Genomic DNA, 20,222 nt, shown 5'->3' on the forward strand with positions numbered 1-20,222 from the left:
CCCGGCCGGCGGCTTGGGAGGTCAGCGCAGCGCCTGCTTGGCGAGCTCGGCGACGATCTCGTAATTTTCGGGCGTGACGAAGCCGGCGCCGGTGTCGACATTCATCGGCGCCAGCCCCAGCACAACCTGCTGGCAGAGGCTGAGGATCGGCAGATAGCCCTGCAGGAACGGCTGCTGGTCGGCGGTCAATTGCACCCAGCCACCCTTGAAACCCTCGACGATCTGCGGGCTGGTGTCGAAGCCGAAATTGAAGATCTCGCCCGCCTTGCGTCCGGCCGCCTGCATATAGGTCGAGACATTGCCGAGCATCTGCCCGCCGGGATAGCCGACCGCCTTGACGTCGGGATTGTTGAGCAGCGCCGCGGTGATCACCGGAATAGCCAGATTGGGATCGGACGCCCATTCGCCGCTCGGCGGTGAGGACAACTGGATGACCTCGACGCCGGCTTCCTTGAGCGCCGCCACCGTGCCACGTTCGCGCGCGCCGCGACTTTCGTTTTCGAACGGACCGATCATGATCGCCTTGTCGCCGGCCTTCAGCTTGCCCAGTTTGAACGCCTCGGCGCCGAGCGCGCGGCCCTGCTGTTCCTGCTGGGCGCCGACATAGCCGCCGCCGAACGCTTCCACCACCTTCGGCACAGGCACGTTCTGGTACATCATCTTGATGCCATCCTTGTGCGCCTGTTCGGCGAGCGGCATGATCGATGCGTCGCCCGGATGGCCCATCATGGCGATGCCGTTGGGCTTGACCGCGACGGCCTCGCGCAGTTGCTGAACCATCTTTTCGATGTCCCACTGGGAGAAGATGTAGTCGACCTTCGGCCCCAGATCGGCCTCTGCCTGCTTGGCGCCATTGTAGACGATGGTGCCGAAAGCATCGCCCTCGGCGCCGCCGACGAAGAAACGGATGTGGACGTCCTTGCACCATTTGGCGTCGAGCGCCTGCGCGGGCAAGGTGGAGATCGCAGCGGCAAGCACCGTGGCGGCGGCCACGACGGTCGAGCGCAGAACTGTCCTTCTCATCGTCATGCTCATGCACTTATCCTCCCTTTTTGTCCTCGCAAGCGAGGGGTTTCGACATTCGCTTCGGCAATGTGCGTTGCAGACATCCCGGCCGGCTCCTCCCGCCGGCCGATCCTCACATCGGGTTCGGCAGGTAGCTGGCCCCTCCCCGGCATTGCTTGAGATATTCCAGCGCCCGCACCTGCCCGGTGATTTCGAGATCGCCGCGATAGACAGGGTCGTGCCAGCCTTCGATGTCGATGGCGCCCTTGTATCCGGCCAGCCGCAATTCGCTGATCACCCGCGTCCAGTCGCTGTCGCCGAAGCCCGGCGTTCGCATCTGCACGAAGGGCAGCCGGCCGAACACGCCATGCTCGCGGATGACATCCCAGCGCACCGTCGCGTCCTTGCCGTGGACATGGAAGATGCGCGGCGCCCATTTGCGGATCTGCGGCATCGGATCGATCAGATAGACGAGCTGGTGGCAGGGCTCCCATTCCAGCCCGAGATTGTCGTCCGGCACTTCGTTGAACATCAGCTCCCAGGCGTCCGGATTGTGGGCGATGTTCCAGTCGCCGGCGGCCCAGTTGCCGTCCATCGCGCAGTTCTCGAAGGCGATGCGCACGCCCTTGTCGGCGGCGCGTCTGGCCAGCGGTCCCCAGACCTCCTTGAAGCGCGGCAGGCTGTCGGTCAGCTTCTTGCCGCGCAGGCGGCCGGTGAAGCCGCTGACCATCGAGGTGCCGAACAGATGCGCATTGTCGATGACCGTCTCCCAGGCCTTGAGCACGCCGCGATCGACCTCGCCGTCTTCCAGCGGATTGCCGAACACGCCGAGCGAGGACACGGTGACGTCGGCATCGCCGATCGCCTCGCGGATCTGGCCGGCCAGCCGCGGCAAATCCTTGCCGCCCAGCGTCTGCCAGAAGAAGGGCTGAATGCTCTCGAAGCCGAGCGGCAGGATCTGCTTGATGTAAGCCGCCGGGTCGTCGAGATTGGCCCGCACCATGGTGCCGATCCGGATGTCGAGAAGCGGGTTCGGCGTCATTGTGCTTCCTCTGCGATTGTCACGCGGCGGCCGGTCTCGGCGCTTTCGATGGCGCCAAAAACCATGGCCAGGCTCTTGATGTTGTCGCCGCCGCGCGTTTCCGGCTCGGTGCCGGTCTCGATGGCGTGCATGAAATCCTGGAGAATGCCGAGATGGCCGCCGACGCGATCGGACGCATCGAGCGGCGGCACCTCGATCGGCTGGGTTTTGTCGAACATTCCCTCGCGGCCCGGCATCACTGCTTCTGCCCTCAAATCGTCATGACCGTCCCAGATGAGGCTGCCGCGCTCGGCAACGATGCGCCATGCACTTTCCCAACTGGTGCGGAAGCCGGCCGCGCACCAGCTGCCGGCGTAGGTGAAGACCTTGCCGTCGCCGAGATCGAAGACGGCGCTGGCCGAAGATCCCTGCCTGTACCAGGAACTGGCCGGCTCCCATTCCTGGCAATAGACGCCGGCCGGCTCGCCATTCACCATGTAGCGAGCGGCGTCGAAGGTGTGGATCGCCATGTCGAGCAGCAGCACATGGGCCATCTCCTCGCGAAAACCGCCGAAATGCGGCGCGACGAAGAAGTCGGCGTGGATGCTGGTCGGCGCACCGATGGCGCCGGAGTCCAGGAACCTCCGGATGCGCCTGACATTGGCGACATAGCGGCGGTTCTGCACGACCGCATGGATGCGCCCGGCGCGACGCGCGGCCTCGACGATGGCGCGCGCATTTTCCGGACTGTCGGCGAGCGGCTTTTCCGTCAGCAGATGGCAATTGTGCGCAAAGGCGGACAGCGCGACCGCGCGCCGGGCGGCGGGAACCACGACATCGAACACCGCTTGCGGTTTGATCTGATCGAGGACGGTATCGAGGCTGCTGCCGATGACGGCATTGGTGAGGCCGTATTCGTGCGCCCGCGCCCGTGCCCTGTCGGCATCGAGATCCACAAGGCCGACAATGGCGAGCCCGTCGACTTGCTGCGCGGCATCGAGCCAGGCCTTGCTCATCGCTCCGCAGCCGACCAGGACGGCATTGATCATCCGGCGCTCCTCCTCCGCTCGGTCCCTCCAGACCGATCGTCACGGCATCCACGGCATGACCGTAAACGTTTTTCCGTAAACGTTTACGAGAACACACCCGAAGGCGTAGAATGTCAATTGGCCGCTCGTGAAAATCGTCCTGTCGCCTTGGCCTGAGCGGCTACCGGTGCTAGCCAAGCAAGGGGAGTACAGTCACTTGGCATCCAGCATTCATGACCTTGCCCGTCACCTGAACATTTCGATCGGCACGGTGTCGCGGGCGCTGAACGGCCGCGCCGACGTCAATGCCGACACGCGCCAGCGCGTGCTCGAGGCGGCCAGGACGCTCAACTATTCGCCGAACCAGTCCGGCCGCAGTCTGCGGCAAGGCGCCACCCATTCGATCGCCTTCATGCTGCAGCCGCATCCGGGCGACCAGCAATATGGCGAGCCGTTCTTCATTCCGTTCCTGATCGGGCTGCAGGCCAGGCTTGCGGAAAGCGGGCTCGACCTGACCGTGGTCATGGGCGCGCCGGGCGACTACCAGCAGGAGCGCCTGCGCCGCGTCGTCGAGACGCGCCGCGCCGATGCGGTGCTGCTGGCCTGGACGCGGCGCGAGGATGAACGCATCGACTATCTCACCCAGGCCGGCTTTCCCTTCGCCACGCTCGGCCGCAGCCGCTCCGGAACCAAGTCCTACCCTTCCCTCGACCTCGATTTCGAGAAGGCCGGCGCCGACGCGGTCGACCGCCTCGTGGCGCGCGGCCACCGCCGCATCGCCGCCGTCCGCCCGTCGCTCGACCTCAATTTCGGCTATCTGTTTTTGGCCGGCTATCGCAAGGCCTTGCGGCGGCACGGCATCGAGGTCGACCCCGAGCTGATCGCGTCCGGCTTCATCAACGAGGCCGGCGGCTACGGGGTGACGCCGCAGGTGATGCGCTCCAAGGCTCCGCCGACCGCCATCATCTTCAACAATGACGCGATGGCGCTGGGCGGCTGCAAGGCGCTGGCAGAGATGGGCATCAGGCCGGGCCACGACATGGCAGTGACTGTCATTGTCGACACGCCGCTTTGCCGCTATTTCTCGCCAGCCCTGACCGCCTTCCGCCCGGCGCTGGAGCCGATGGGACAACGGCTCGCGGAAATGCTGCTGGCGTCGCTTCCCGCCTTCGCCGGCCCGGAGGGTCCGCGGATCATCCGCGAGGTCTGGCCGCTGGAGCTGGTCGCGCGCGACAGCGATTAATCGCAGCAGCAGGACCTGGCGAATTTGTCAAACGCTGAGCCAGGGTGTGTTGAGATTCAGGTTCAGGCCGAGCCGAAAATGATGGCTTTTGAGAACCGGAGCGGAGCGGACATTCGGGTCCGTGAGCACCGGAAGCGCAGAAAGCCGTCGTTTGCAGGCCGGCCTCACCTGAATATCGACATACCCTAGTCCACCTTCTTCTCGCCTCGCTCCCCGGCCTTGACGATGTCGCCCGTGGTGAACAGGATTTCCTTCAGTTCCGCTCGCCAGTCCTTCTTCTGGCGCAGCAGGAATTCGAGATCCATGCCGAAATGCTTGAACTCCTCGCCCTGCGCGTTCTTCATGATGGCGCGCGCCTGCGGGTCCTTCTCCACCGACATGCGCTGTTCGTACCAGCTGATCGCTTCCGCCTCCTCGATCAGCGAGGTGATCATGCGGGCAAAGGTCCGCACCTCCTGCGACAGTTCTTCAGGCGGTTCGTGATACTGGTCGAAACCCATGTCGTCCTCCCCTCAAACAGCACACCGGTGCGCAGTGCACCGGCCGCAGCCTTGAATGCGCGGGAGGCGCTATAGGTTCCGGATCACGCCACAACCAGGGCGATCAGCGGGAGCCAGCCTCAAGACACCGGCGCCGCTCCGCCCTCTGCCGTGCGCCGCGCGATGAACTCGTCCAGCACGCCTGATGTGGCGACGGCCGAGGTCGGTGGCGCGAAATCGGCAAGCACCCGCCTCCAGACGCCGGTGGCGCGCTCGCTCGCCGTCTTCGAGCCGCTTTGCGTCCAGTTGCCGAAATTCGACCAGTCGGCCACCAGCGGTTCATAGAAGGCGGTGCGATAGCGGGCCATGGTGTGGCCGGCCGAGAAGAAATGCCCGCCCGGCTGCACCTCGGCGATAGCTTCGAAACCAATCGTGTCGGTGTCGCCGGGCGTCGCAGCACAAAGTTCAGCCACCGTCTGCAGCGCCTCGATGTCGGTGATCAGTTTCTCGAAGGAGACACTGAGGCCGCCCTCCAGCCAGCCGGCAGCATGGATGCACATCGTCGCCCCGGCCAGCACCGAGCCCCACAGCGCGAACTGCGTCTCGTGCGCGGCCTGCGCGTCGGAGATGTTGGCCGCACTGCCGCCGCCGGACCGCCAAGGCAGCCCGGTGAAGCGCGCCAGTTGGCCGGCGCCCAGCGTCGCCTTGACGTGCTCGGGCGTGCCGAAGGCGGGCGCGCCGGATTTCATGTCGACATTGGAGGAGAACGAGCCGTAGACGACCGGCGCACCCGGCCTCACGATCTGCGCCAGCGTCAGCCCGGCCAGCGCTTCGGCATGCTGCAGCGTCAGCGCGCCGGCGACCGTTATCGGCGCCATGGCGCCCGCCAGGCAGAACGGCGTGATGACGGAGACCTGCCCCGCGCGAGCGAAATCGATGATGCCTTGCGCCATCGGAATGTCGAGCTGACGCGGCGAGTTGGTGTTGATGACGGTGTAGCAATGCGCGCTTGCCAGAAACTCCTCTTCCGACAAGCCGCGCGCCAGCCGCAGCATCTCGAACCCGTCCTCGACTTGCGGCGTTCCGCGCGCGAAGACGAACGGGAGCTTGTCCGACAGCGTCAACTGCGCGCGGTTGACGGCATAGTGCCGAAAGCGGTTGTCGACATCCTGCGGTTCGATGCAGGGCCCCAGCATATGCAGCACATCGAAATGCTGCACCAGCCGCATCAGATCCTCGAAATCCGCCAGTGTTCCCGGCCGCCGGCCGCGCTCGAGATCGGTGACGTTCGGCGCCCCGCACCCGGCCAGGAAGGTCATCGAGCCGAGCTCCAGCGTCAGATCGCGGGCGCGCGAACCGGCGTAAGCGTGGATCGACTTCGGCGCCGAGGCGAGTGCCGCCGTCACCATGTCACGGCCGATGCGCACCATGTCGGTGTCTGGATCGACCAGGGCGCCGGCATTGGCAAAATGCTCACGCGCTTGCGGCAGCAGCACCTTGATGCCGAGCTCTTCCAGCACCCGCAGCGCCGTGTCGTGGATCGAAGCCACCTGGTCGTCCGAAAAGATCGGCTGCGGCAGGAACGGGTTCTTCAGCGAATGGTAATTGGGACGGCGGCTGCTTTCGCTGCCGGCCTCGCCCGTGCGTCCACGCCGGCGCTCGCGCCTGCCGTCCCGTGCCGCGTCATCGACCATCGGAAATCCTCCTCATTGCCGCATTGCCTTGCCCAGGGGATCGTAGGGCGAGGCCGCGACGACACGCGCCGGCCGTTCCTCACCCACGACATGCACGGAGAGCGCGGTGCCCTCGCCCGCGAAATCGCGGTCGACCAGAGCCAGCGCCAGGCTCTTGCCGACCGTATAGCCATAGCCGCCCGAGGTGACGAAGCCGACGCGTCGGCCCTGATGCCAGACAGGCTCAAAACCGCTGGCATCGGCGTCGAGCGCATCGATTTCCAGCGTCACCAGGCATTGGCCGCTGCCGGCCTCCCGCTGTTTCAACGCTGCTTCGCGGCCGATGAAGTCGCTCTTGCCGAAAGCGATGAAGCGGTCGAGACCGGTCTGGCCCGGCGTATAGCCTTGCGTGAATTCACGCGACCAGATGCCAAAGCTCTTCTCCAGCCGCAGCGCATTGAGCGCATAGTAGCCGATTTCAGCAAGGCCCAGATCCTCGCCCGCAGCCAGCAGCGTGTCGCGCAGAGTGGCGTGCATGGTCACGGGGCAACTGATTTCGAAGCCGAGTTCGCCCGCGATCGACAGCCGCGCCACACGTGCCTGCACCATACCGATGTCGAATGCGCCACAGGCCATGAACGGCAATGCTGCGCTGGAAACATCCTGATGCGTCGTGCGCTCCAGAATCTCCCGCGCATTCGGCCCCGTGAGCAGGAAGCCGCTCATCGTGTCGGAGAGGTCGGCGATGGTGACGCCCTCCGCCGCATGGCTCTCGAACCAGCGCATGTGGAATTCCCGGAGATAGTAGGAGCCCATCAGCCAATAAGAGCCGCCGCCCCAGTTGAAGACGGTGAGGTCGCCCTTCAGCCGTCCGTCATGGCCGAGCATCGGCGCCAGGCCGGCCCGCCCCGGCTTCGGCAATCGGCAGGCGAGCAGCCGGTCGAGCCACGCCTCCGCACCCAGCCCCGACACCGCATAGCGCGCATAGGCCGAGATATCGACGAGGCCGGCGGCGCGCCGCACCTGCAGCGCCTCCTCGCCGACGATGTCGAAGGCGTTGGAGCGCCGCAGCGTCGTGCTCTCGGCAAATCCCATCGGCGCGAAATAGGCCGGGATTTCCAGCCCCCAGGAAGCCGTCCATTCGCATCCCGCCGCGCTCATGCCGTCATAGGCGCCGGGGCGTTTCAGCGGCCGGCCGGCGGGCAGCCGTTCATTGGGAAAGGTCATGACGAACCGGCGCGAATAGAACTGGCGCGTCGTCTGCCTGAGATATTCGCGGTTGGCGGCGAAGGCACCGTAGCGAGCGATATCCATGCCGAAGATGTCGGCCTGCGGTTCGCCGAAAATCATCCATTCGGCCAGCGACTTGCCGACGCCGCCGCCCTGGCTGAAACCGGCCATGACGCCGCAGGCAACCCAGTAGTTCTTCAGACCACGCACCGGCCCGACAATCGGATTGCCGTCCGGCGTGAAGGTGAAGGCGCCGTTGACCCATTTGCGGATACCGGCCGTCGCCAGGCAAGGGAAGCGCTCATGCGCCTTGGCGAGTTCCGGGCTGATGCGGTCGATGTCTTCCGGGATCAGCTCTATGCCGTAATCCCACGGCGCTCCGTCCATGTTCCAGTGCTTTGGGTTCTGCTCATAGACGCCAAGCAGCACACCCTTGCGCTCCTGCCGCAGGTATGAAAAGCCGTCGAGATCGACGGCGATGCCGATTTCCCTGTCAAGTGCTGCGATCTCCGGAATGTCATCGGTGATGAAATAGTGGTGCTCCATCGGCGTCACCGGCAGGTCGACGCCGGCCATGCGGCCGAGCTGCTTCGCCCACAGCCCGCCGGCATTGACGACATGCTCGGCGATGAGGGTGCCCTGCTCGGTGATGACGTCCCAGCGCCCGTCGGCACGTGCTTTCAGCTCGACGACCCGGTTGCGCAAGATGATGTCGGCGCCGCGCTTCTTCGCAGCACCCGCATAGGCATGCGTGGTACCGTACGGGTCGAGATGGCCTTCGTTGGAATCATGCAGGCCGCCAAGAACACCGTTGACGTCGACGATCGGGCAGATCGCCTTGATCTCGTCGGGCGTGACCAGGCGCGCGGTCTCGATGCCGACCGACTGGAACACGGCCCAGGCTGATTTCAACCACTCCCAGCGCGCGGGATCGCTGGCGATGTTGACGCCGCCCGTCATGTGCAGGCCGATATCCCAGCCGGATTCGGCCTCGATCTCCCGGTAGAGATTGATGGTGTAGTCCTGCAGCGCCGCCACGTTGGGATCGGCGTTGAGCGCATGGAAGCCTGCCGCCGCGTGCCAGGTCGAACCGGCCGTCAGTTCTGCGCGCTCGATCAGCGCCACATCGCTCCAGCCGAACCGCGTCAGGTGATAGAGCACCGAGGCTCCGACCACGCCACCTCCGATGACGACTGCGCGGTAGTGCGACTTCAAGGCTTCCCCTCCACGGTTGGTCCGAAGACTGGAGCATATATCTACTAGACATAAGTGTCCAGCGCCGGCGCGCGCATCGTTTTTCGTCGACCGCCAGCATGCACTGCGCGCTGTCACGCAAGCATCATGTTCGCGCCGTAGACCGCATTTCGGGGAGGCTTGCGCAGCATCATCGATGTCGCACCTCTTTCAGTTTTTCGTCCCGCGGCCGCTCCGGCACATCCGTCACAAAGAGGATTATCCATGAAGCACCTGTATCGACCCGCGTCGCTTGGCGTCGCGCTGGCCTTGTTCACCGCCTTGGCGCCGGCGCTCGCCGACAGCACCGCGACCGTCGGCGGCCTCGTCAACAAGGGGCTGGTCGGCGTCGGCCGCATCCCGGCCGCTCAGCGCGACAAGTTCGGCGAGACCTTCGGCTCGGGTTCCGGCATGGCGATCGACGCATCAGGCTGGACGCATGACACCGCCGGCTACAGGGGTTCGCTCTGGCTGTTGCCGGACCGTGGCTACAATGTCGTCGGCACCACCGACTACCGGCCGCGCCTCAACACGATCGCCATCGAATTTGCTCCGGTCGCACCGGGCGCGGCACCTGCTGCCGGCCAGGAGCAGACGGGCGTCAAGGCAACGCTCGCCGACACCATGCTTCTCACCGACAACAAGGGGGCTGATGCCACAGGCCTCGACCCACTCAACGGCGTGCGCGCGGCAAGCGGCGACATGCCGATCCTGCCGCAAGCCGACAATGGCAAGCTGGCGCTCGACAACGAGGCGATCGTGCGGCTGCCCGATGGTTCGATGTTCATCTCCGACGAATACGGCCCGAACATCTATCGGTTTTCCGCCGACGGGCATCTGCTGTCGGCAACCCAGCCACCGGCCGCCTTCGTGCCGATGCGCCACGGCACGCCGAACTTCGCCTCGGACAATCCGGGACCCGGTGCCGCCGAGCCCGATCCGAAGGACCCCGAGACCGGCCGCCAGAACAACCAGGGCCTGGAGGGAATGGCGATGACGCCGGACGGCAAGTTCCTGATCGCGGTGCTGCAATCGGCGCCCCGGCAGGATGGCGGCGATTCGCCCGCGACGCGCCAGAACACGCGTGCGCTGGTCTATGACGCGTCCGACCTCGCCCACCTCAAACTGGCGCATGAGTATGTCGTGCCGTTGCCGGTGTTCAAGGATGCCAAGGGCAAGACCAAGATCGCCGCGCAGAGCGAGATCGTGGCGCTCTCCGACAAGACCTTCCTGATGCTGGCGCGCGACAGCGGCAACGGCCAGGGGCTGAAGGGCGACACCTCGCTGGTGCGCCAGATCTTCGTCGTCGACGTCTCGGCCGCGACCGACATCGCCGGCGGCGCCTTCGATGCCGCCGACAAGCCGCTGGCGCCCAAGGGCGTGCTCGACCCGTCGGTGATGCCGGCCAAGCTGACGCCGTTCATCGACATCAACGACAAGGGCGAACTCGGCCGCTTCGGCCTGCACAATGGCGCGCCGAACGACAAGAACAACCTGTCGGAGAAGTGGGAGGCGATGTCGGTGGTCAGCGTTCTCGATCCGAAGCTGCCCGACGACTACTTCCTGTTCGTCGCCAACGACAACGACTTCCTCGCCCAGGACGGTTTTCAGGTCGGCGCACCCTACAAGGCGGAAGACGGCGCCGATGTCGACACCATGTTCCTAGTCTATCAGGTCACGCTGCCGGGTCTCGCCGGGAAGTAACCACCACTGCCCAGGCGGGCGCGCTTGGCGCGTCCGCTGGGGCTCGCGGCTGGGCATGAACGAAGCAGCGGCTTTCAGTGCGGCGCGTTCGCAAGGGTGCATCTCGGTCCCGCCTGCGATATCATCGTGGACTGGATCCAAATCACCATCCGCCGAGCTACCCGCCATGGACGAAAAAATGCCCGCGCGCCGGCGCACCGGCGACCTGACCAGCGGCCCTATCCCGCGCACGCTTCTGCTGTTCGCCCTGCCGGTGCTCGGCTCCAACGTGCTGCAGTCGCTCAACGGCTCGATCAACGCCGTCTGGGTCGGCCGTTTCCTCGGCGAATCGGCGCTGACCGCCACCTCTAACGCCAACCTCGTCCTGTTCCTGATCCTCGGCACTGTGTTCGGCATCGGCATGGCGGCCACCATCCTGGTGGCCCAGTCGGTCGGTGCCCGCGACCTGCCCGAGGCGCGCCGCATCGTCGGCACCAGCGCGACGTTCTTCTTCCTCGTCTCGGTTGTCTTCGCGGTCTGCGGCTGGATCTGGGTCGACGCCATTCTCAACACGCTCGGCACACCGGCCGACGCCTTGCCGCTGGCGCGCTCCTATCTGCGCATCATCTTCGTCGCCGTGCCGATGATGAACCTTCTGTCCTTCGTCATGACCGTGCTGCGCGGTGCCGGCGATTCACGCACCCCCTTCTTCTTCATGGCGCTGGCCGTCGTCCTCGACATCGTGCTCAACCCATTGCTCATCGCCGGCATCGGACCGTTTCCCGAACTCGGCATCGCGGGCTCCGCCACGTCCACGCTGATCGGCCAGACGGTAAGCGTGATCGCCATCCTGATCGTTCTCTATGTGCGCAAGCATCCGCTGCGGCTGGCCGGCGCCAATCTCGCTCTGTTGCGGCCCGATCCCACCTTGCTGCGCATCGTCGTCTTCAAGGGCGTGCCGATGGGCCTGCAGATGATCGTCATTTCGGCGGCGGCACTGACGGTGATGGGCATCGTCAATTCCTACGGCTCACAGGTCGCCGCCGCCTACGGCATCGCCGCCCAGCTGTGGACCTACATCCAGATGCCGGCGCTCGCCATCGGCGCCGCCGTTTCCTCGATGGCGGCGCAGAATGTCGGCGCCGGGCGCTGGGACCGGATCGGCCGCATCGCCGCCTCCGGCGTCGGCTTCAACCTGGTCCTGACCGGCGCGCTGGTTGCCGTGCTGTCGGTTTTCGACCGTTCGGTGCTGAGCCTGTTCCTGAGCCGCGACAGCGCGGCGATCGACATCGCCGTCCACATCAACAATGTCGCCTCGTGGTCGTTCATCCTGTTCGGCATAACCATCGTGCTGTTTGCCACCGTACGAGCCACGGGTGCCGTGATGCCGCCGCTGATCATCCTGGTCATCTCGGTGCTGGTCGTGCGCACCGGCTTTGCCTATTTCATGCGTGGCGTGATCGGCGAGGAAGCGCTGTGGTGGAGCTTCCCGGCGGGTTCGATCAGCTCGCTTGTACTGGCGGCGGCCTACTATCGTTTCGGCCGCTGGCGCACCACGCACATGATCGAGGACAGGCCGGCCGCCGGCGAGCCGCCGGACACCGGTCTTGGCGTGCCGCGCGAACGCGCGCATCTTTCGCCTGAAACACCGAACGGCTGAAGCCCGGTTCCGCTGGACCGCTCCAGGCCCTCAACGCCGTTGTTGTTTCAGCCCAAAAGCCAGCGCCACCAACGCAAACACCACGATCATGCCGGCGAACGCCAGGCTGGCAGCGACGGGACTGGCATAGTTCGAAACGATGCCGATGCCGATGACGGGCAAGGCGTTGCCGACAAAGCAGCAGATGAAGAAGCTGGACACCACTTCGGCGCGACGATCCTTGGGCGCGATCTCGTTCACCACTTGCAGGCCGCCACGGTAACCAAGCGCCGCCGCAACGCCGCAACAGGCCGTCGCAGCAACCATCAGTGCCATCGAGGCCAATATCTGCGCCGCCATCACCAACGAGACGCTTGGGATCATCAATGCCAGCGCAGCCAGCATCGCCTTGTTGCTCTTCATGTGCATCAGAACGACAATGCTGATCGCGGTGACGATCGCCAGCTCGAAGAACAGCGCGCCGGCGACGGCATGGTTGGTCTCATGCAGCTGCTGCGCCAGGATGCTCGGCGCCAACGCGGCGTAGAACCCGACCAGCGCCATCGCGCCGAAGCCGGTCACCGCCGGCGCGACGAAGCGCGCACGGATTTCCTCCGGGACGGAAAGTCGCGGCCGCAAGGAGATCCCCCCGAGGCCGTCCGGCTTCGCCACCGTTTCGCGAATGCGCCAGACCAGGATCGTCACCACCACAAGTGCTGCCAGATAGACGATGAAGATCAGCCGCAACGGCCATGGCTCGTATTCAGCCAGAAATCCCGAAATCAGTGCGCCGAGGCCGAGGCCGAGGAAATTGGTGCTGGTGGCAATCACACTGGCGCGCGACTTGTCCGCGCCGGGAAGAAGCTCGGCAATCCACGCGGTTCCGGTCCCCGCGCCGACGCCGATGCCAAGCCCGCTCAGGATGCGGGCGACGTCGAGCGAGACGACGTTTACGGCAAACAGGAAGACAAGCGCACTGACGATGGCGACGAGCATGGCCGCCAGGCTCGCGGGCCGGCGTCCGACAATATCGGAGACGCTGCCCAACATCAGAAGTGCCGCCAGATTGCCGACGACATACACGGCGTAGATCAGCGTCAGGGTGATTTGTGAAAAGCCGAATTGCTGCTTGTAGACGATGTAGAGCGGCGTCAGCACCGTGCTGCCGGCAAACAGCACCGCAATCATCGCGGCGACGGTGGGGATTGCGAGAGCATCGCCACCTGCCCCTTCGTGCGTATGCGCAAAATCGCGAATGGCCATGGCCAACCTCGTCACCAATTTCGGGGATCGAGGATCTAACGCGGTTTCATCCACGACGTTCCAGCCGACAGGCAGGCTCCTGACAGCACGGTGGGCATTGCTTGAGCGGGATGTCCGCCGGCTGAACAGGCTCGGATCGGGGCCAGCGGCTCCGATCCGTCATCTATCGTTCAATCGGTCGGCGTTACCTGCAAGCAAAGCCGGGCGCGATCTTGCACTTGCCAGGACGCGGCCTGTGCGGCGGCCGATGGTGCGGAGGACGGTGCGGCTTGTGCCAGTGTGGCGGCCGATGCGGCGGACGCACGATGATGATTGGCGGGCGAACGATCTGGGAGCGTTCAAGATAACCGGCGCTGGCCCAGCCGCTCACGCCGCCGCCATGGATTCTACACCAGCCCGGCTGGCAGCCGGTGACATTGACTCTGAAGCCGGCGGGCAGCGTTCCCACTTTGGCGTATCCCGCTCCCGGCCCGCTGCGGACGTTGAGGTTGGTCGAGGTGTGAGCGCTGTAGGCGAAGGCCGCGGCGGACGTCCCGAACACCGCGGCCAGGATGGTCGCGGCCACAAGCAGAAAACGAAATCTCATCAGTCCCCTCCATTCGAATCCCGGCCGTTCACCTGCTCCGGCCAAGATTGCCCTGCAAGAGGAGCGGCCAAGCCAAGAAAAGTCAACAGGTGGGCGGCCGTAACCGTCCTGGCCAACGGGACTGATGCCGGATTTTCCTTGGACATGGTTGAGGAATTTCACGGTTGCCATTTATTGGCTCCTCAACATCCGCTAGCGTTTACTCTCTTTCGGCAATTCATCGCGGGCAAAGGTGGAATCCATGGGCAAAGGCAGGGTCGAGGCATTCACCGATGGCGTCGTGGCTATCATCATCACCATCATGGTGCTTGAGTTGAAAGTGCCGCATGGCGAGGATTTCTCCGCCTTGGTGCCGTTGTGGCCGATCTTCTTCTGCTACGTGCTGTCCTTCATCAATGTCGGCATCTACTGGAACAATCTGCACAACATGTTCCACACCGTTCAGCGGGTCGACGGGCGCGTGCTGTGGGCGAACCTCAATCTGCTGTTCTGGCTGTCGCTGATGCCGGTGACCACAGCCTTCATGGGCGAGAACCACTTTGCGCCGGTGCCGGTAGCAGTCTATGGCACCGACCTCGCGCTATGCGCCATCGCCTACACCATACTCGCCGCCGCGCTGCATCGCCTGCACGGCAATGATACCGCCTTTGCCAAGGCGCTGGGTAATGACCGCAAGGGGAAGCTCTCGCTGGCTGTCTATATCGTGGCCGTCGTGCTGACCTTCGTCAGCCAGTGGATCGGCGTCGCGCTCTATGTGCTGGTCGCGATGATATGGCTCGTACCGGATAGGCGCTTTGCGCGGGTGATCGAAAAGTAGTTGTCTTCACACATTTTCAAGGTAGAGCGCTGCACGGCTTTCCCAAATTGCCCTACTTGCGCATCGCTTTCAGTTTTTCCGCCACCGATGCAGCGAGGTCGGCATAGAGCTCCTCCAGCCGTTCCGCGGCCTTGATGATCGAGAAATCATGGCCGAATTTTTCCAGCGCCATGCGCAGTTTCTCAACGAACTCGGCTTGTTTCTCCAGCGCAGAAAAGAGTGTCTTCACCTGCGCTTCGCTGATGTCGGGATTGGCCATCATCTGCGGCACCTCGCGGCCCATCTGGTCGCCAATGGCGGTCTGCTCCTTCAGAATTGCAACCCAGTCCGTCAATCAGGAACCTCCGTTTGTCCCCAGGCCTAAATCTCTGTTGCGGGGACAAAGGGCAACATGCGCAGCCTCGGCCGGACTGGTCAACCCGACAAGACGAGCAGAGGCTTGCACCGGCCCGTTCCGGCGTTAAGTTCGGCGCCATCGAACAAGGAATCCATCGCCCATGATCACCGACGCCGAGATCCAGACCGCCCCGCCCGCGCTTGCTCCAGGCAATGCCGCCGTGATCACCGGCGCTGCCAGCGGCATCGGTCTGGCGGCCGCCAAGCGGCTTGCATTGCTAGGCATGAAGATCGTGCTGGCCGACATTGGCGGCGCGCGGCTTGACGACGCCTCGCGCGCCGTTTCCGCGATTGCCGGCGACGATGCCGTGCTTGCCGTCGCCGCCGACGTTTCGAAGGCGGATGAGGTGGACCGCCTCGCCGAGAGGGCGTTCGGCGCCTTCGGCGGCGTGTCGCTGCTGATGAACAATGCCGGCGTGGGCGACAACCCCGGAAAGCCGTGGGAAAACCGCGATGCCTGGAAACGGCTGCTGGACATCAATTTCTGGGGCGTTGTGCATGGCGTGGAGGCCTTCGCGCCGCGCATGCTGGCCTCGGCCAGGCCGGGTCTGATCGTCAACACCGGCTCCAAGCAAGGCATCACCACACCGCCCGGCAATCTTGCCTACAATGTCTCCAAGGCAGGAGTGAAAACCTTCACGGAAGGCCTGGCGCACGCGTTGCGCAACGAACCCGGCGCCCATGTCGCTGCCCATCTGCTGATCCCCGGCTTCACCTTTACCGGTCTGACCGAGGGTGCGACGGAAAAACCGGCCGGCGCCTGGACCGGCGAACAGGTTGTGGATTTCATGCTGGAATCCCTGGCCAGAGGCGATTTCTACATCCTGTGCCCGGACAATGAGGCGGCCCGGCCGCTGGATGAAAAGCGCATGGCCTGGGCGATCGGCGACATCATCGAGAACCGCCCCGCTTTGTCGCGCTGGCATCCGGACCACAAAGGCAGTTTCGCAGCCTTCATGAAAGGCTGATCTTCAGGCCGCTTGCTTTTTCGACCCGCGCTTCTGCGCCACGGCCTTCTTCGCCGCGATGTCGGCGATCTGTTCGTCATGCCGCTTTGCCGCACGCTCGCATTTGGCGCGGATTTCCTCGACTTCGGATTCGGTCAGATGCTCGATGCCGATGAAATGGTTGTGGCCCTTGCCGACCCGGATCAGTTCGTCGAGCTTGGCCTGGATCGCCGCGCCGTCGCGGTTCTGAGTGTTCTGGATCAGGAAGACCATCAGGAAGGTGATGATGGTCGTGCCCGTGTTGATGACAAGTTGCCAAGTGTCCGAAAAGCCGAAGAACGGACCGCTCACCCCCCAGGCGATGATAATGAGGCAACAGACGGCGAATGTCGGCGGCAGGCCGGCTATGCGGGCGACCCAGTTGGCAACCTTGGTGAAATGCTTTTCCATCTATCGAAATCCTCGACGCTGCGGCGCGATGAGAAACAATCAGCGACCGCTTCAGGTTCCCGATGCGAACAAATACCTCAGGTACAATTGCCTACACGCATAGGGAGAATAGTCCGGAAAACACACCTTATGGGTTCAATGCCACAGTACTCCTGCAGGCAAGAGTGCCTGTTCCTTCCGCTTCACAGCGGTTTACCTCCAGCCCCTTCCGCTGCGCCACCCCCGCATGGCGGAAGGGGTTTCAGTCCGGAGAGCGCGGAGCATGGTTTCCCGAAAGCGCCGACCGGCAGAAGGACAGACGGTCGCTCCACTTTCCCGCAGATTGCTTGGCAGCGCCGGCCTAGGCCTGCTGATGGCCTGCGCGGCCGTGACCGCCAGGGCAGAACCATCAACAGCACCGGCTGCCGAAATAGCGACCGATCCGACAATCACCGGCAGTCTCGAAAGGCATTGGACCAACAACGCGCTGGACAGCGACCATGCGGTCAAGGACTGGTACACACTGTTGCGCGGTTCGCTGCAGCAGCAATGGGGCGACAACGACGCCAACGCGAAATTCAGCGCGGACTTCCAGGTAACGCATTACGACAAGACGTCGATCGAGGACGACCGCGGATTGTCGCTGTCGGCCGAGGCCTTCCGCCGGCTCGGCCCGGGTCTCGAACTGAGGGGATCGCTGAGCTATCGCGTCTCCAGCACCGGCGACAATCTGGATATCGGCCCGCTGACGCTGGGTACGCGCGAGTTCAAGCAGGTCTTCGGCGCCCAGACACAACTCGGCATCGACCTCGGCAACGCCACATCGCTGATCCTCGAGGCCGCCGACAGCTACGAAAAGCTCGGCGCGACGCATTTCCAGGAAGATCTCATCTTGCCGGCGAAGCTGCATGCCGACCGCAATCTCTTCCAGTTGGCGGCTCGGGTCACCCGGACAGTTGGCCAGCTTGCCTTCGGCGCGTCCGCGTCTGCGCTCTTCGCCAGCGTCGAGGAAATCGGTTACCCGCCGCTGTTCCTATCGTTCAACGCCTATACGCTGCGCGCCGAGGCGGCCTACAAGGCCACCGGCGGTTCGACGCTCGGCGTGGCGCTGGGTGCGCAGTTCCTGCGTGGCGCCGATAACATCTACCAGCGCTGGCGTCCGACCTGGCAAGTCACGTTCGGCAAGCCTCTGCCGCACGGCTTCGAGCTGCGCGGCACCTATTTCGGTCGCTACGAAACGTCCGAAACCGACGACCCCCTGGCTTCGTGGCTGCAGCGCGCGGAATTGGAACTGGGCATGAAGGTGCGCGAAAACCTCGGCATCGCTTCCGGCATCTTCTATGAGCTCAAGGACAATTTGCTCTACGAGAACCAGGAGCGCCGCAAGGGCGTCTATGCCGAAGCGACGTACAACGCGACCAAATCGATGGCCATTGTCGTTCGCGTCGACGTTTCCGAGACCTTCAAGACCGTGATCGACGAGCGCGAACACACGGTCGATGCATTTGTGGGCCTGCGGGCGAAGATCTAGCTCATTCCCGCGCTTGACTGGGTAGGCCCACAAGCGGAGGCAGGAGGGTGTTGAAGACCCTCCTGCCCACGACACGTGACATAAGGATGCCCGTGACTTTCCTGCTCAGTGACGGCCGCCCAGCTTGTAGCTGTTGCCGCCAAGGACATTGACGCCGATACCGCTGAGAACGCCGGTAAGGACGTTGGTCTTGTTGCCGTTCAGAATGCCCTGGACGACATTGCCGCTCAGGATGTTGTTGCCACTCAGGATGCCATTGAGCGCGGTCACCTGGCCGACACCGATGGACGGCGACACATTGATCAGGCTACCCGAGCTACCTCCCCAGCCGCCGGCATAGGCGCCGACAGTCGAGAACGAAACCATAGCAGCGGTGAGTACAAAAGCGAACTTCTTCATGACTTCTCTCCATTGTTGCTAGTAGTGTTTTCTTCGACTTCTTACGACTTACCCCCGAAACGAGTAGTGCATTTTGCCGAAAGTCTTGCAACCTTGGAGTGTTTAATTTCACGGATACAATCCGTTTTCCATTTCTTAACTTTAATATTTTACGTTAAGAAAATTGGTTACCGTCGACGTCTTGAGCTGGTCAGACGGCGTCGTTTTCCCAACGATCGAGGAATGCTTCGATCGGCATTGCCTGCATGTCGGGAACCGCTCTGGCGAGCTTTTCGACCGGCCAGTTCCACCAGGCGAGAGCTTCGATCCGCGCCGCGATATCCGGAGCGAAGCGTGGCCGGAGAGCCTTCGCCGGCACGCCGGCGACGATCGCGTAAGGCGGCACATCACGCGTCACCACTGCGTTGGCGCCGACCACCGCGCCATTGCCGATGGTGACCCCGGGCATGATCACCGCGCCGTGGCCGATCCAGACATCATGGCCGATGGTCACGGCTTTCGCCTGCCGCCGTTCGCGGAAGGCGGCATCGACGCCCAGCCAGCGAAAATACTCGTTCGGCCGGTAGCTGAGCTTGTGCTGGGTCAGCCGCTCTATGGGATGCTCCAACGCATTGATGCGGCTGTTGGCGGCGATCGAGCAGAATTTGCCGATCGTCGTGTAGATCGCTTCCGAATGGCGTTCGAAATAGGAGAAGTCGCCGACGGTGACCTCGCGAAGCACCACCCGCTCGCCGATCGAGGCATAACGCCCAAGCTTGCACGCCTTCAACTCCGCGGTCGGATGGATGCGTGGCTCGGGGTCTTTCGGGACGAGATCTTCGGAACGGTCCATGCCGGCGGCTTTACCCCTAGGCGATTGGTCCCGCAAGCGGGGCCAATCGTCCGTCAGATCGTTTCCCGGCAAGGATTCGCCCAGGCGATTGGTCCCGCAAGCGGCGCCAATCGTGCGCCCGGGAAGGAACTGAATCGCCTATTGCGGCTTGCCTTTGCTCCACACCACGTTTTGGCCGTAGAGCGGCACGGTGGTGACCGACATTTTCGCCGAGCCGTTCTGCACCTGGCGCGAATGCGAGAGATAGATCAGCGTCTCGTTGGCCTTGTCGTAGATGCGGTTCACCACCTGCTTCTTCCAGATCAGGCTGATGCCTTGCTTGAACACTTCCTCGCCGCCCTCGCTCATGTCGATGTCGCCGATGGTGATCGGGCCGGTCTGGCGGCAGGAGATCGAGGAATCGGACGGATCCTCGAACCAGTTGCCCTTGTGCAGGCGATCGATGATGCCGCGATCGAAATAGGAGACGTGACATGTCACGCCCTCCACCTTGGGGTCCTTGATCGCCTCGACGATGATGTCGTTGCCGAGCCAGTCGACGCCGACCTTGCCGACTTCATCGGCCACGGCGGCCCCGGCACCTAGGACAACGCACGCGGCCAAGGCACCGCCGATCAGTCTTCGCCCAATCAGTCCGTGCCCAATCAGTCGTTGCAAGGGACCCTCCTGCGGTTCGAGTTGCCGGTCACAGGTGGGGCGAGCGGCCCGGCTTTGCAAGCAGATAGGTCGACACCGCAGCGGTTGCGGCAACGCGGCACTTTGCCTGTGCGGGGCCAAACCGCTAAGAC

At 64.0% G+C, this 20,222-nt stretch carries 19 protein-coding genes; 6 read left to right on the forward strand and 13 right to left on the reverse strand.

The genetic code is table 11. From position 1 onward, the window contains the following. Positions 1-21: 21 nt before the first annotated feature. The 3 genes from LB559_RS21065 to LB559_RS21075 form a co-directional block, all read right to left on the reverse strand. Positions 22-1,035, reverse strand: a complete 1,014-nt coding sequence (locus LB559_RS21065) for a substrate-binding domain-containing protein (RefSeq protein WP_013530992.1) — start codon at positions 1,033-1,035, stop codon at positions 22-24. 103 nt (positions 1,036-1,138) lie between these two features. Then, positions 1,139-2,047: a sugar phosphate isomerase/epimerase family protein gene (locus LB559_RS21070; protein ID WP_013530991.1), complete on the reverse strand. Its 909-nt coding sequence runs from the start codon at positions 2,045-2,047 to the stop codon at positions 1,139-1,141. Next, positions 2,044-3,075 carry a Gfo/Idh/MocA family protein gene (locus tag LB559_RS21075; protein ID WP_027160620.1) on the reverse strand — a complete coding sequence of 344 codons (1,032 nt, stop codon included), beginning with the start codon at positions 3,073-3,075 and terminating at the stop codon, positions 2,044-2,046. Before LB559_RS21075 ends, LB559_RS21070 begins: the two co-directional genes overlap by 4 nt. Before the next feature lie 196 nt (positions 3,076-3,271). On the opposite strand from LB559_RS21075, the gene LB559_RS21080 reads away from it, so the two are divergent. Then, positions 3,272-4,297: a LacI family DNA-binding transcriptional regulator gene (locus LB559_RS21080; protein ID WP_024501441.1), complete on the forward strand. Its 1,026-nt coding sequence runs from the start codon at positions 3,272-3,274 to the stop codon at positions 4,295-4,297. A 185-nt stretch (positions 4,298-4,482) separates the two neighbouring features. Here the strand turns inward: LB559_RS21080 and LB559_RS21085 are convergent, their stop codons facing one another. From LB559_RS21085 to LB559_RS21095, 3 genes are all read right to left on the reverse strand, one after another. Further along, positions 4,483-4,797, reverse strand: coding sequence for a hypothetical protein (locus LB559_RS21085; protein WP_013530988.1), 315 nt, complete (start codon positions 4,795-4,797; stop codon positions 4,483-4,485). A gap of 119 nt (positions 4,798-4,916) precedes the next feature. After that, complete coding sequence (locus LB559_RS21090) at positions 4,917-6,470, reverse strand: trimethylamine methyltransferase family protein (RefSeq protein WP_224621286.1); 1,554 nt, start codon at positions 6,468-6,470, stop codon at positions 4,917-4,919. A gap of 12 nt (positions 6,471-6,482) precedes the next feature. Continuing rightward, positions 6,483-8,894 (reverse strand): FAD-dependent oxidoreductase, encoded by a 2,412-nt coding sequence (locus LB559_RS21095; RefSeq protein WP_224674892.1) that lies wholly within the window; start codon positions 8,892-8,894, stop codon positions 6,483-6,485. Positions 8,895-9,137: 243 nt separating this feature from the next. Here LB559_RS21095 and LB559_RS21100 point away from each other — a divergent pair, with 243 nt between their 5' ends. Both LB559_RS21100 and LB559_RS21105 read left to right on the forward strand, forming a co-directional pair. Beyond that, positions 9,138-10,616: an esterase-like activity of phytase family protein gene (locus LB559_RS21100; RefSeq protein ID WP_224674893.1), complete on the forward strand. Its 1,479-nt coding sequence runs from the start codon at positions 9,138-9,140 to the stop codon at positions 10,614-10,616. A 166-nt stretch (positions 10,617-10,782) separates the two neighbouring features. Continuing rightward, a complete protein-coding gene (locus LB559_RS21105) occupies positions 10,783-12,255 on the forward strand; it encodes an MATE family efflux transporter (RefSeq protein ID WP_411970097.1) in 1,473 nt (490 codons plus the stop codon). A 30-nt stretch (positions 12,256-12,285) separates the two neighbouring features. On the opposite strand, the gene LB559_RS21110 is transcribed toward LB559_RS21105, so the two are convergent. Next, positions 12,286-13,497 (reverse strand): MFS transporter, encoded by a 1,212-nt coding sequence (locus LB559_RS21110; protein ID WP_224674895.1) that lies wholly within the window; start codon positions 13,495-13,497, stop codon positions 12,286-12,288. A gap of 184 nt (positions 13,498-13,681) precedes the next feature. Next, positions 13,682-14,254 carry an SH3 domain-containing protein gene (locus tag LB559_RS21115; protein ID WP_224674896.1) on the reverse strand — a complete coding sequence of 191 codons (573 nt, stop codon included), beginning with the start codon at positions 14,252-14,254 and terminating at the stop codon, positions 13,682-13,684. Positions 14,255-14,324: 70 nt separating this feature from the next. On the opposite strand from LB559_RS21115, the gene LB559_RS21120 reads away from it, so the two are divergent. Then, complete coding sequence (locus tag LB559_RS21120; protein ID WP_013530981.1) at positions 14,325-14,900, forward strand: TMEM175 family protein; 576 nt, start codon at positions 14,325-14,327, stop codon at positions 14,898-14,900. A gap of 52 nt (positions 14,901-14,952) precedes the next feature. On the opposite strand, the gene LB559_RS21125 is transcribed toward LB559_RS21120, so the two are convergent. Beyond that, positions 14,953-15,234 carry a hypothetical protein gene (locus tag LB559_RS21125; RefSeq protein ID WP_064993811.1) on the reverse strand — a complete coding sequence of 94 codons (282 nt, stop codon included), beginning with the start codon at positions 15,232-15,234 and terminating at the stop codon, positions 14,953-14,955. Positions 15,235-15,397: 163 nt separating this feature from the next. On the opposite strand from LB559_RS21125, the gene LB559_RS21130 reads away from it, so the two are divergent. Next, the gene (locus tag LB559_RS21130; RefSeq protein WP_224674897.1) at positions 15,398-16,264 is read left to right on the forward strand and encodes an SDR family NAD(P)-dependent oxidoreductase; all 867 of its coding nucleotides are present in this window, start codon (positions 15,398-15,400) and stop codon (positions 16,262-16,264) included. 3 nt (positions 16,265-16,267) lie between these two features. Here the strand turns inward: LB559_RS21130 and LB559_RS21135 are convergent, their stop codons facing one another. Continuing rightward, positions 16,268-16,693 carry a low affinity iron permease family protein gene (locus LB559_RS21135; protein ID WP_013530978.1) on the reverse strand — a complete coding sequence of 142 codons (426 nt, stop codon included), beginning with the start codon at positions 16,691-16,693 and terminating at the stop codon, positions 16,268-16,270. Positions 16,694-16,955: 262 nt separating this feature from the next. Here LB559_RS21135 and LB559_RS21140 point away from each other — a divergent pair, with 262 nt between their 5' ends. Beyond that, entirely contained in the window at positions 16,956-18,203 is a 1,248-nt protein-coding gene (locus LB559_RS21140; RefSeq protein ID WP_064993813.1) for a hypothetical protein, read from the forward strand. A 105-nt stretch (positions 18,204-18,308) separates the two neighbouring features. On the opposite strand, the gene LB559_RS21145 is transcribed toward LB559_RS21140, so the two are convergent. The 3 genes from LB559_RS21145 to LB559_RS21155 all read right to left on the reverse strand — a co-directional run bounded on the left by LB559_RS21145 (position 18,309) and on the right by LB559_RS21155 (position 20,091). Next, entirely contained in the window at positions 18,309-18,602 is a 294-nt protein-coding gene (locus LB559_RS21145) for a hypothetical protein (protein WP_013530976.1), read from the reverse strand. Between the two features lie 190 nt (positions 18,603-18,792). Then, positions 18,793-19,434, reverse strand: coding sequence for a DapH/DapD/GlmU-related protein (locus LB559_RS21150; protein ID WP_063168299.1), 642 nt, complete (start codon positions 19,432-19,434; stop codon positions 18,793-18,795). Between the two features lie 138 nt (positions 19,435-19,572). Then, on the reverse strand, positions 19,573-20,091 hold the full coding sequence (locus LB559_RS21155; protein ID WP_024501452.1) for a CreA family protein: 519 nt from the start codon (positions 20,089-20,091) through the stop codon (positions 19,573-19,575). Positions 20,092-20,222 lie beyond the last annotated feature (131 nt).

The organism is Mesorhizobium sp. BR1-1-3, assembly GCF_020165455.1.
Classification (GTDB): Bacteria; Pseudomonadota; Alphaproteobacteria; order Rhizobiales; family Rhizobiaceae; genus Mesorhizobium; species Mesorhizobium ciceri.

Bases quoted from the DNA above. Each gene is read 5' to 3' on its own strand.
- LB559_RS21100 (WP_224674893.1), top strand. From the start codon at position 9,138: ATGAAGCACCTGTATCGACCCGCGTCGCTTGGCGTCGCGCTGGCCTTG.
- LB559_RS21090 (WP_224621286.1), bottom strand. From the start codon at position 6,470: ATGGTCGATGACGCGGCACGGGACGGCAGGCGCGAGCGCCGGCGTGGA.
- LB559_RS21070 (WP_013530991.1), bottom strand. From the start codon at position 2,047: ATGACGCCGAACCCGCTTCTCGACATCCGGATCGGCACCATGGTGCGG.
- LB559_RS21120 (WP_013530981.1), top strand. From the start codon at position 14,325: ATGGGCAAAGGCAGGGTCGAGGCATTCACCGATGGCGTCGTGGCTATC.
- LB559_RS21150 (WP_063168299.1), bottom strand. From the start codon at position 19,434: ATGGACCGTTCCGAAGATCTCGTCCCGAAAGACCCCGAGCCACGCATC.
- LB559_RS21115 (WP_224674896.1), bottom strand. From the start codon at position 14,254: ATGGCAACCGTGAAATTCCTCAACCATGTCCAAGGAAAATCCGGCATC.
- LB559_RS21085 (WP_013530988.1), bottom strand. From the start codon at position 4,797: ATGGGTTTCGACCAGTATCACGAACCGCCTGAAGAACTGTCGCAGGAG.
- LB559_RS21145 (WP_013530976.1), bottom strand. From the start codon at position 18,602: ATGAAGAAGTTCGCTTTTGTACTCACCGCTGCTATGGTTTCGTTCTCG.
- LB559_RS21140 (WP_064993813.1), top strand. From the start codon at position 16,956: ATGGTTTCCCGAAAGCGCCGACCGGCAGAAGGACAGACGGTCGCTCCA.
- LB559_RS21075 (WP_027160620.1), bottom strand. From the start codon at position 3,075: ATGATCAATGCCGTCCTGGTCGGCTGCGGAGCGATGAGCAAGGCCTGG.
- LB559_RS21110 (WP_224674895.1), bottom strand. From the start codon at position 13,497: ATGGCCATTCGCGATTTTGCGCATACGCACGAAGGGGCAGGTGGCGAT.
- LB559_RS21105 (WP_411970097.1), top strand. From the start codon at position 10,783: ATGGACGAAAAAATGCCCGCGCGCCGGCGCACCGGCGACCTGACCAGC.
- LB559_RS21065 (WP_013530992.1), bottom strand. From the start codon at position 1,035: ATGAGCATGACGATGAGAAGGACAGTTCTGCGCTCGACCGTCGTGGCC.
- LB559_RS21130 (WP_224674897.1), top strand. From the start codon at position 15,398: ATGATCACCGACGCCGAGATCCAGACCGCCCCGCCCGCGCTTGCTCCA.
- LB559_RS21135 (WP_013530978.1), bottom strand. From the start codon at position 16,693: ATGGAAAAGCATTTCACCAAGGTTGCCAACTGGGTCGCCCGCATAGCC.